The 9,623-nt window shown below is 73.7% G+C and carries 8 protein-coding genes; 5 read left to right on the forward strand and 3 right to left on the reverse strand.

What is annotated here, in order from left to right; all coding sequences use genetic code 11:
* Nucleotides 1-897: hypothetical protein (locus tag ACFP3U_RS36375; protein ID WP_380230057.1), on the reverse strand; the 897-nt coding region annotated here is incomplete at its 3' end.
* A gap of 884 nt (nucleotides 898-1,781) precedes the next feature.
* Here ACFP3U_RS36375 and ACFP3U_RS36380 point away from each other — a divergent pair.
* Nucleotides 1,782-1,931 (forward strand): type II toxin-antitoxin system RelE/ParE family toxin, encoded by a 150-nt coding sequence (locus ACFP3U_RS36380; protein ID WP_380230064.1) that lies wholly within the window; start codon nucleotides 1,782-1,784, stop codon nucleotides 1,929-1,931.
* The gene (locus tag ACFP3U_RS36385) at nucleotides 1,932-2,237 is read left to right on the forward strand and encodes an XRE family transcriptional regulator (protein ID WP_380230058.1); all 306 of its coding nucleotides are present in this window, start codon (nucleotides 1,932-1,934) and stop codon (nucleotides 2,235-2,237) included.
* Between the two features lie 142 nt (nucleotides 2,238-2,379).
* Here the strand turns inward: ACFP3U_RS36385 and ACFP3U_RS36390 are convergent, their stop codons facing one another.
* Nucleotides 2,380-2,817 (reverse strand): ATP-binding protein, encoded by a 438-nt coding sequence (locus tag ACFP3U_RS36390; protein ID WP_380230059.1) that lies wholly within the window; start codon nucleotides 2,815-2,817, stop codon nucleotides 2,380-2,382.
* Nucleotides 2,818-3,038: 221 nt separating this feature from the next.
* Here ACFP3U_RS36390 and ACFP3U_RS36395 point away from each other — a divergent pair, with 221 nt between their 5' ends.
* Nucleotides 3,039-3,920 carry a helix-turn-helix domain-containing protein gene (locus ACFP3U_RS36395; protein WP_380230060.1) on the forward strand — a complete coding sequence of 294 codons (882 nt, stop codon included), beginning with the start codon at nucleotides 3,039-3,041 and terminating at the stop codon, nucleotides 3,918-3,920.
* Complete coding sequence (locus ACFP3U_RS36400) at nucleotides 3,917-4,132, forward strand: DUF397 domain-containing protein (protein WP_380230061.1); 216 nt, start codon at nucleotides 3,917-3,919, stop codon at nucleotides 4,130-4,132. Before ACFP3U_RS36395 ends, ACFP3U_RS36400 begins: the two co-directional genes overlap by 4 nt.
* 570 nt (nucleotides 4,133-4,702) lie before the next feature.
* Here the strand turns inward: ACFP3U_RS36400 and ACFP3U_RS36405 are convergent.
* Nucleotides 4,703-7,528, reverse strand: a complete 2,826-nt coding sequence (locus tag ACFP3U_RS36405; protein WP_380230062.1) for an FtsK/SpoIIIE domain-containing protein — start codon at nucleotides 7,526-7,528, stop codon at nucleotides 4,703-4,705.
* 427 nt (nucleotides 7,529-7,955) lie between these two features.
* Between ACFP3U_RS36405 and ACFP3U_RS36410 the strand changes: the two genes are divergently transcribed.
* The coding region (locus tag ACFP3U_RS36410; RefSeq protein WP_380230063.1) for a serine/threonine-protein kinase at nucleotides 7,956-9,623 on the forward strand (1,668 nt) is incomplete at its 3' end.

Genomic DNA, 9,623 nt, shown 5'->3' on the forward strand with positions numbered 1-9,623 from the left:
GCATGTCCGGTGGTGTGGGAGGAGGGCCGGGTGACCCGGCCCTCCTACCCGATTCGGGGTCCAACCTCCCTGGCCGCGGAGGGCGGCGCGGGCGCGAGCGGCGCCGGTGGTCGCCGATCCGACGGTGGCGACGGCGGGGGTCCCGGGGGTTCCGGGGACGAGGCCGGCGCAGGGACGGCAGATGCCGGGGCGGGGCACCGGATCGTGGCACTTGGCACACTCGGCATAAGACGGTGATGGCGCCGCGTGGGCGGGCGGCATCTTGCGTTGGAGCCGGTCACGCAGGATCGCCACCGGAGAGTGCAGCGGCACGGGCAGGCCGGGCAGCAGGGCATGGGCCAACTCGGTTGCCGTGCTGCCGCGTTCCAGCCACTGGACGACGAGTGGTGCCAGCGTCTGCGCCTCGGCCTCGCCGAGGCGCAGACGCGGTTCGGGCCGGATCGCACGGAAGAGCGCCGCCACCGCCCGGCGGGTCTGCTCGTCCGCTCGCGTCAACTGGGCGGGGAGGGTGGGTACTTCTCCCGGGTTCTTTACTACAAGGCTGTCAGGCGGCCCGGCCTCGGGCTCACCGGGGTCCGAGGAACGGTCACTCGGTGACGCCGGGCGCTGCGGAGTGTCGTACACGTGCACGTCGGTACGGAGGGTGCCGTCGGGCAGTCGGACCGTCTCGACCCGGTAGTACCCGGCGTCCTTGAGCTCGTTGAGCGCCCGCCGAACGGCGCCCCGCCCCTGCGGGCTGCTGTCGGCCATGTGCCGCCCGTCCTCGCGCCACCCGTCGGGGCGGGAGAGCAGGTCGGCGAGCAGGCCGCGCGCGGTGTAGCTGAGGCGGCGATCCTGCAACAGGCCGTTGGGAAGCACGGTGAAACAGCGCGCGTGGGCGCTACGATGAATCTGCATGGGGAGTGCTTGCTCCTGATGCCGGACCCCGGGGTGTTCCACCACCGCCGGGGTCTTCTATGCTCTGTTGACAATGCGGAAAGTAGCACATCCGACACACTGAGTGCGAAGGTTGAGGAAAAGCGGGGGAGGGTGGGGCCGGGGGCTGAGCCCTCGGCCCCACCCCCGGGTATCGGGGTCACGCCGCGGTGAGCGGCCAGGGCCCGCACTCGCACCAGACGACCTTGCCGGGGCCTCCGGGGCGGGGGGAGTGGCCCCATTTGAGGGCGAGGGCCTCGACGACTGAGCGGATCCGCACAGGAGATGAGGCAGTTGGGCCGGCGCCAGCGACTGAAATGTTCTTCCTCAGCGGGCCCGTCCTTTGGTGCGTTCCGCCCCGCCGCGATCACGATCGTGGCGGGGCGGCGAAAGAAGCGGTAAGTGACCCGTGGCCTTCCCGCCCTCTGCGTAGGGAGTCGGTTCGGTCGACTTCCTGTGCAGAACGAGGGCTTTCGGACGATGCCCGTGCCGCTCGGTGATGCCGAAACGATGGCAGGACAACGTGTGCGACTTGGCGGCCCCGGCCAGCGTTGGCCGGGGCCGCCGCTGCTCTTGTGGTTCCGGGAAGGGTGGGCGGGCGGGGTTCCCAGTCTTCGGGCGGGCCCGCGCCGCTGGACGCGGGCCCGCCCGTCTTCATCAGTTCCGCTCTGCCTCGCCGCGAGTTGCGATTGTCATCGGGTGGCTTGGCTGCACGATCCCACTGTCGCTGACCTGCGGTCTTCCAACTGTCGCCGCTTCGGCTGTGCCGAAGCGGCGACAGGTCGGCAGAGGGACGGGGCGGGGTGTCTTCTCAGGGGCGGTGGGCCGCCCCACCGGCTCTCATTGCTTCCGGGATGGTTCTATAAATCTTCGCCTTCGACCCCGAGCGAGAAGCGATCCTGCTGGTGGCCGGCGACAAGGCCGGCGCCTGGAACAAGTGGTACGACGAGAACATCCCGGTCGCGGACGCCCGGTTCGACGAGCACCTCAAAGCACTCACGGAAGGCGAGAAATAGATGGCCAGGTCCTGGAAAGAGGTCCGGCCCCAGGCTGTCACCGATGAAGCCCGGGTCGCCGCGCACCGCGCCAAGCTCGACGCCGAAGTCCGTGCCTACCGTCTCGCGGAGATCCGCAGGGAACTGGCGCTCACCCAGGTTGACGTCGCCGAGATCATCGGCGTGACCCAGCCGAACGTTTCCCGTCTGGAGAAGGGCGAACTCGACACCGCGGCGCTTGCCACGATCCGTGCCTATGTGGAAGCTCTCGGCGGCAAGCTTCGCCTGGTCGCCGATTTCGGCGACCATCAGTTGGTTATTCAGTAGCGGAGGCATGTGGCGGCCGACGTGCCTTACGGGCTGCTTGGACCGTGCCGGCCTGTCTGGATGCGGCGATCGGCGACTGGGGCAGGGGAGCGGAGGGTGGGGCCGGGGGCGGTGCCCTCGGCCCCACCCTCGGGTATCGGGGTCACGTCGCGGTGAGCGGCCAGTGCCCGCACTCGCACCAGACGACCTTGCCGATCCCGTCCGGGCGCGCGGCGTAGCCCCACTTGAGGGAGAGGGCGTCGACGAGGAGCAGGCCGCGCCCGCAGGTGTCTTCGGAGCTGGGCTGCCGGGGCGCGGGCGGGCGCTCGCCGGCGTCGTGCACCTCGATGCGGAGGCGGTCGTCGTCGACGTCGAAGAAGACCCGGATCAACCGCCCCGGCATCCCCGAGTGCAGCACGGCGTTGCCGACCAGCTCGGAGGTGAGCAACTCCCCAGCCTCGGCGAAGCGTTCACCGCCCGGCACCTCGTCCAGCAGCTCGCGCAGCATCTGCCGCGCGAGCTGCGGCGATCTGCGGGAGCGGGGGAACCAGGCGTTGCGGGCGCCGAAGGGGTGGTTGGCGGGCCTGTCGGTTCCGGGCATGGGGGAGCCACCTCCGGTGGGGGTGAGGGGGGATGAGGGAATCGGGCATGAGGATGCCCGGTAGCCAAGCCGCAATAGTCACGCTTTGTATTGCGTGCAGCTACTGGATGTAGCATGCTCTCGTTTCGAGATCGTTTGCAACGTTTCTCGGAGAAAAGTAGGCGTGGATTGCCTGCGCGCCCACCGGGGGCGCAAACTGACTGTGGATCAGAGGAGGCGGCATGCAAGGGGAACGTCCGTCGAGTGCGCCATCCACGGTTCTGGGGCGGCAGTTGGGTGATGAGCTGCGCACCATGCGGGAGCGTGTCGGCCTGACGACCACGGCTGTTGCTGTCGAACTGGATTGCACCAAGGGCAAGATTTCGCGAATCGAGAACGGTCGCAGCCCTGTCCGAGGGCCTGATCTCGCCGCGATGCTGCGGCTGTACGGAGCCGATGAGCCGGCAGTTCACGAGCGATTGACCGAGTTGGCGCGATCGGCCAACAAGCGTCGTAAGGCCGGCTGGTGGAGCCAGTACGGCAATGTGCTGGCCGAGACCTACCGGGACTTCATCGCCTTGGAAGCGGTGGCCTCGTCGGTGCGGACCTTCCAGAGTCAGACGATTCCGGCGCTGTTGCAGACCCCGGACTACACGCGGGCTTTGGCCGTGGCCAGCCGAAGTTGGTCTGATCCGGCGGAGATCGAGCAGTTCGTGGAAGCCCGGCTCATGAGGCAGCACCGCCTGATAGCGGAGGACCCGTTGTCCGTATGGGTGGTGCTCGCGGAGGGCGCGGTACGTCAACAGGTGGGTGGACCCGCTGTCATGCGTGCCCAGCTCGCCCACCTGTTGACGGTTGCGGAAATGCCGAATGTGTCGGTGCAGGTGGTGCCGTTCCGGGTGGGGGCGCACGCGAGTATGGCGGGTCCGTATGTGATCCTCGGGTTCCCCGCAGCCTCCGCGCTGGACGTTGTGCTTCTCGACAATCCGTCGGGGTCTATGTGGTTGGAGCGCTCCGACGAGGTGAAGGCGTATGTGGGGCTCTGGAACGATGTCCGCACCAAGGCTCTCTCCCCGGTGGAGTCCCTGGAGCTGATCCGTTCGATCGAGGAGCTCGGCACATGACGCATACCTTCGACCTCTCCGCAGCCAGCTGGCGGAAGAGCACCTACAGCGGCGGTGACAACGAGTGCATCGAGGTTGCGGACGGAGTCGCCGGGGTGCTGCCCGTTCGTGACTCCAAGGATCCGCTGGGCCCTTCTCTTCTGTTCACCGCTGAGGCATGGGCGGCCTTCGTCGCCGGTGTGCGCGTGGGGGAGTTCGGCGCCGGCGAGTGAACGTTTTTTCTTCGGTCGGCCCGCGTCCCTGGACGCGGGCCGACCGGGGGCCTCGGGGTTGACGTGATGTGGGTTCCGCAGCGGGCCCGCGTCCCTGGACGCGGGCCCGCCTTGTTCAATCCGTCCAAGCCGCCCCGCCGCGATCACGATCGCGGCGGGGCGACGAAAGAAACCGCAGGTGACCCGCGCCGTTCCCGCCCTCTGCGTAGGGAGTCGGTTCGGTCGACTTCCTGTGCAGGACGAGGGCTTCCGGAGGATGTCGATGCCGCTCGGTGATGCCGAAACGATGGCAGGACAACGGCTCTGGTTGGGCGGCCCCGGCCAGCTTTGGCCGGGGCCGCCGTTGCTCTGTGGTTCCGGGAAGGGTGGGCGGGTGGGGCTCCCAGTCTTTGGGCGGGCCCGCGTCCCTGGACGCGGGCCCGCCTGTTCTCATCCGTTCCACCCTGTCTTGCCGCGAGTTGCGATTGTCATCGGGTGGAATGCCTGCGGCCCGCGTTGGTTCTATAGATCTGTCCGCCCCTGTCGCGATTCGATCGCGACAGGGGCGGACGAAACCCGACTCACCTCAGGTCAGCGCGCCGCGGCGCGTTGGAGGGCGCTGGCGAGGAGGGCGAGGTCGGTGGGGCCGTTGCCGAGTTCGCGGACGGGGCGGCGGGCGGGTGGGGCGCCGAGGGTGAGGGGGTCTATGGCGACGACGGTGGGGCGGAGGGTGGCGGTGCGGGGGATGCGGCCGCTGATGCGGGCGGTCTGGAAGGCGGTGACGCCGCCGTCCGGGAGGCGGAGGTAGCCGCGGCCCGGGGTGGTGTCGGGCAGGGCGGCGGCGTCGCCGAGGTGGATCAGCAGGTCGGAGTCGGCCGGGTCGTCGGTGCGCAGGGCGATCCGCAGCAGGGCGGCCTCGTCGACCTCGGTGCCGGCGGTCTCCTCCGGGCGGCCTGTGGTCACCACGAGGTGGACGCCGAGAGGACCGCCGCGGCGGGCGACGGCGGCCAGGGCCCGGGCGAGCGGGCGGCCGGCCGGGGACGTCGGCGCGAGGAGGGCGTCGTAGTCGTCGACGACGACGACCAGCCGGGGCGGGCAGGGCCCGGGGGAGGGGGCGGCCACTGGGGCGGCCGGGGGCTCGGGGCTGCGCGGCTGGATGATCCGCGCGGACGCCGCGGCGGCGGCCGGAGCGCCGACGACGGCGGGGACCGGGACGGCCGGGGCGTCCCCGTCGAGGATCCGGGCCGCGTGCCAGGAGGCGAAGTCCAGCCCGTCGAACAGCCGCTCGCGCACGGCGAGTTCGTCCTCCAGCGTCTCCGCGGCGAGCAGGGCGGCGCGCGGGTCGGTGGCGGCGTTCACCAGGCCGGTGACGTGCGGCAGTTCGGTGCAGCCGGCGAGCCCGTCCTCCGTCGCCCGGCCCTCGACGAGGGTGACCGCGAGGCGCCCGGGCCGCTCGGAGACCGCCAGCGAGGCGACCAGGGTACGCAGCAGCTCGGTCTTGCCGGAGCCGCGCGCGCCGCCGACCAGCAGGTGCGGGCCGCCCGGGTCGGGGGAGGGGAGGGTGAGCTCGGGGTCGGCGAGGTCGAGCACGCACAGCTCGTCGCGGGTGGTGCCGAGCAGGGCGGTGGCGGCGCCGATGCCCCCGGCGTGCGCGGCCCAGCGGGCGGAGAGCTTGGCCGGGGTGACGGTGTCCAGTTGGAGCAGGTCGAGCAGGCGCAGCGCGTCCGGCAGCGGGCCGCGGTTGGCGGGGGTGGCCTCGCGCAGCGGGGCGAGGACCCGGGCGAGCCGCTCGGCCCAGGCGTCCGAGACGGCGTCCAGGGAGATCTCGTGCAGGGTCTCCCGGCCGCGGGCGACCGGCCCGGGGCGGTCGAGCGAGAGCTGGGTGCCGACCTCGCCGGTGATCAGCGCGGTGGCGCCGAGGCCGCGGGGCAGCAGTTCGGGCTGTTCGGCGAGGCAGATCGGGAAGATGCCGACCGCCGGGCCCTGGCGCAGCAGCAGGTCGAGGGCCTGCCGGGCGGCCTCGGTGGTCGGGCGGCCGTCGACCACGACGACGGTGGCGGGGTGGCCGCCGAGGCCGACCGGGCCGCTGAGCCGGCCGGTGAGTTCGGTGAGCCGGGCGGTGGCCTGCTCGTCGTCGAGGCCGATCAGCAGCCGGCAGTCCTGGCCGTCGGTGGGGCGCAGGTGGGGCAGCCACAGGGCCCAGGCCCAGGTGTCGACGCGGTCCTGCGGGGTGCGCGCCGGGTCGGTGTCGACCACGACCAGGCTGAGCCCGGTCGGCGGGTGCAGGGCGGCGAGCTGGGCGACGACGGCGCGGGTCAGCGCGTCCAGCCGTTCGCGCGGGCCGCTGAGGCCGAGGCTGCCGGCGGTCTGGAGGTCGAGGGTGACCGGGACGGCGGGCAGCAGGGTGCCGGGGGAGGTGCCGGGGCCGCCGGGCCGGTCGGCGGTGCCGAGCCGCAGGGTGAGCGCGTCGGGGTGGCCGGGGCCGCGCTCCCAGAGCCGGGGGCCGGGGCCGAGCGCGTTGAGCAGCAGGGTGGCGAGGTCGGGCCAGCGTTCGCGCTGGGCGGCGGCCTGCCGGGTGCGGATGGCGGCGTGGTGGCGCTCGGCGCTCTCCTCGGGCGGTTCGGCGCCGGAGCGGCCGAGCCGGAGGGAGAGCAGGCCGCGGCCGCGGCCGGTGGGCGGCTCGGGGGCGGCGGGCGGTTCGGTGACCGGCGGGGCGGGCCGGACCGGGGCCGGGGCGGCGAGCTGGAGGTGGCCGTGGCCGTCGGGGAGCGCGGCGCGGGTGGGCGGCCCGGAGGCGTCCCGGGCGTCCGGGGCGGTGACCCGCAGGGTGGTCTCGCCGATCCGCAGCAGGCCGGCCCCGTCGAGCGGGACGGCCTCCTCCGGCGGGCCGGGCGGGACGATCCGGCCGTCGACGGTGGTGCCGTTGGTGGAGCCGAGGTCCCGGACGGTGACCGTGCCGTCCTCGGCGAGGTGCAGGGCGAGGTGGAGCCGGGAGACGTCGGGGTCGTCGACCGGGACGTCGGCCTCGCCGGAGCGGCCGACCCGGATCTCGCGCCCGTGCAGGCGGTGCACGCCGCCGGCGTCGGGGCCGCCGACGACGCGCAACTCCGCGGCGGCGCGGGCGTCGTCGGGATCGTCCGCGGTCGGGTCGGGCTCGTTGAGGGAGAGGACGGCGCCGTCGAGGAGCGGGGGGTGGCCGAGCAGGGTGTGCTCGTCCACCCGGTGCGCCCCGGCGTAGAGGTGCACATGGGTGGCGGCCCGCGGGCCGCGCACGCCCACGGCGCCCGCGAGCGCCCCCGCGAGGGAGCCGAGCGCGGTGCCCACGGGTGCGGTGACCAGCACGTCCACGTAGGGGATGGCGGAGCCGGCGGCTGCCGGGCCGCTGCGCGGTCGGAGGACGGTCAGCCGGATCTGCATCTCGCCCGCGGTCCCTTCTGCTGGTGTGACGCCTGGTGCCGACTGCCTCGGGCCGCTGCGGGGGAGCCGGGTGGCCGCGACACCGCTTGGGCCACAGGAGTGGCGAGTGTCATCCTGCCACCCGTCACGGACAGTCCGCGCACCGTACCGGATTTGACGATCTTGCGATCATCGCCATGTTTGCGGGCGACGGAGAGTCAGGTCAACCGGCGCCCGGGAGAGGAGCCGCCGCGGCCCCGGGGGAACCGTCGGCGGGCCCTGCGGGTCTTCCCGTAGGGGATGTCCCCCAACCCGGGCGAACGCCCTGCCGGTCGCCCCAAAAACGTGAACGAACCCCGTTAGAGTGGCCGGAAACACGGGCCCGGCAGGCTCACCGCACCGGCGGAGGAGCGCCCCGCGCGGGCGGTCACGGCGAGGAGTGCGACAGGTGCGGCCAGTCGGCAGCAAGTATCTGCTGGAGGAGACCCTCGGGCGAGGGGCCACCGGCACCGTCTGGCGCGGACAGGTGCGCGCCGACGTCGAGGTGCCCGGCACGGCGCCCGGCCAGCAGGTGGCGATCAAGATCCTGCGCGAGGAGCTCGCCGCCGACCCCGACGTCGTGATGCGGTTCCTGCGCGAGCGCTCGCTCCTGCTTCGGCTCACCCACCCGAACATCGTCAAGGTCCGCGACCTGGTCGTCGAGGGCGAGCTGCTGGCCCTGGTGATGGACCTCGTGGACGGCCCCGACCTGGCCCGCTACCTGCGCGACAACGGCCCGTTCAGCCCGATCGCGGGCGCCCTGCTGATGGCCCAGGTCGCCGACGCGCTGGCCGCCAGCCACGCCGACGGCATCGTGCACCGCGACCTCAAGCCGGCCAACGTGCTGCTCGCCACCGCCCTCGTCGAGGGCACCGAGCAGATGCACCCGATGCTGACCGACTTCGGCATCGCCCGGCTCGCCGACTCCCCGGGCATCACCCGCAGCCACGAGTTCGTCGGCACCCCCGCGTACGTGGCGCCGGAGTCCGCCGAGGGCCGCCCGCAGACCTCCGCGGTGGACGTCTACGGCGCCGGGATCATGCTGTACGAGCTGGTCACCGGTCGCCAGCCGTTCCAGGGCGACAACCCGCTGGCGATCCTCCAGGCGCACCTCGCCCAGGAGCCGCAGCGGCCGTCCACCATGCCCGAGCCGCTCTGGACGGTGATCGAGCGCTGCCTGCGCAAGGACCCGGCGCAGCGGCCGGGCGCGGTCGCGCTGGCCCGCGCGCTGCGGGTGGTCGCGGCGGGCGTGGGCGTGCACGCCTCCCCGGCGGCGGTGGACGCGGCGCTGGCCGTGGGCGCGCTGCTGGTGCCGGACCCGCAGCCGACCGAGGTGCCCGGTACCGGGGCCGCCGCGGGCCAGGGCCCGCTGGGCCAGGGCGCCGGCGCGCCGTTCGGCGCCGAGGACCGCACCCAGGTGCTCCCGGCCGGCCAGGGCGCCCCGGGCCAGCCGGGTCAGTCCGGCCAGCCGGGTCAGCCGTACGACCCGGCGGCGGCCACCCGGGTGATGGGCACCCAGCCGCCCCCGTACGACCCGGCGGCCGCGACCCGGCTGATGCCGCCCGTCGCCGTGCCGCCGCCCCCGCCCGGCCCGCCGCAGGCCGAGGCGCCGCACCCGTGGCAGACCCAGCTGCGGGCCGCCCGCGACCGCAACCAGCAGACCGAGATCGGCTACTTCGAGCCCGAGGACTTCGAGGCCCCGCCGGTCGCCCCGCCGCCCTACCAGGCCGGACCGGCGGGCCACCAGCAGCAGGGCCACCAGCAGCAGGGCTACCCGCAGCAGGGTCACCCGCAGGGCCAGCCGCAGGGGTACCCGCAGCAGCAGGGCTACCAGCAGGGCTACCCGCAGCCGGGCCAGCAGCCCCCGGGCGGCCAGGCACCGGGCGGCCACCGCCAGGCCCCGCCCGGCTACGCCCAGCGCCCCCCGGTGGCCCCGCCGCCGTACCAGGTCGGCCCGGGCGGGCAGCCGCAGGGCGGACGTCCGCAGCAGCCCGGCGGCCACCAGCAGCCCCCGCAGCCCGCCCCGCCGTACGGGCGGGCGCAGCAGCCCCCGGCCGCCCCGCCCGGCGGCCACGCC

The sequence above is a fragment of the Kitasatospora misakiensis genome (genome assembly GCF_042656005.1).
GTDB classification, from domain to species: domain Bacteria; phylum Actinomycetota; class Actinomycetes; order Streptomycetales; family Streptomycetaceae; genus Kitasatospora; species Kitasatospora misakiensis.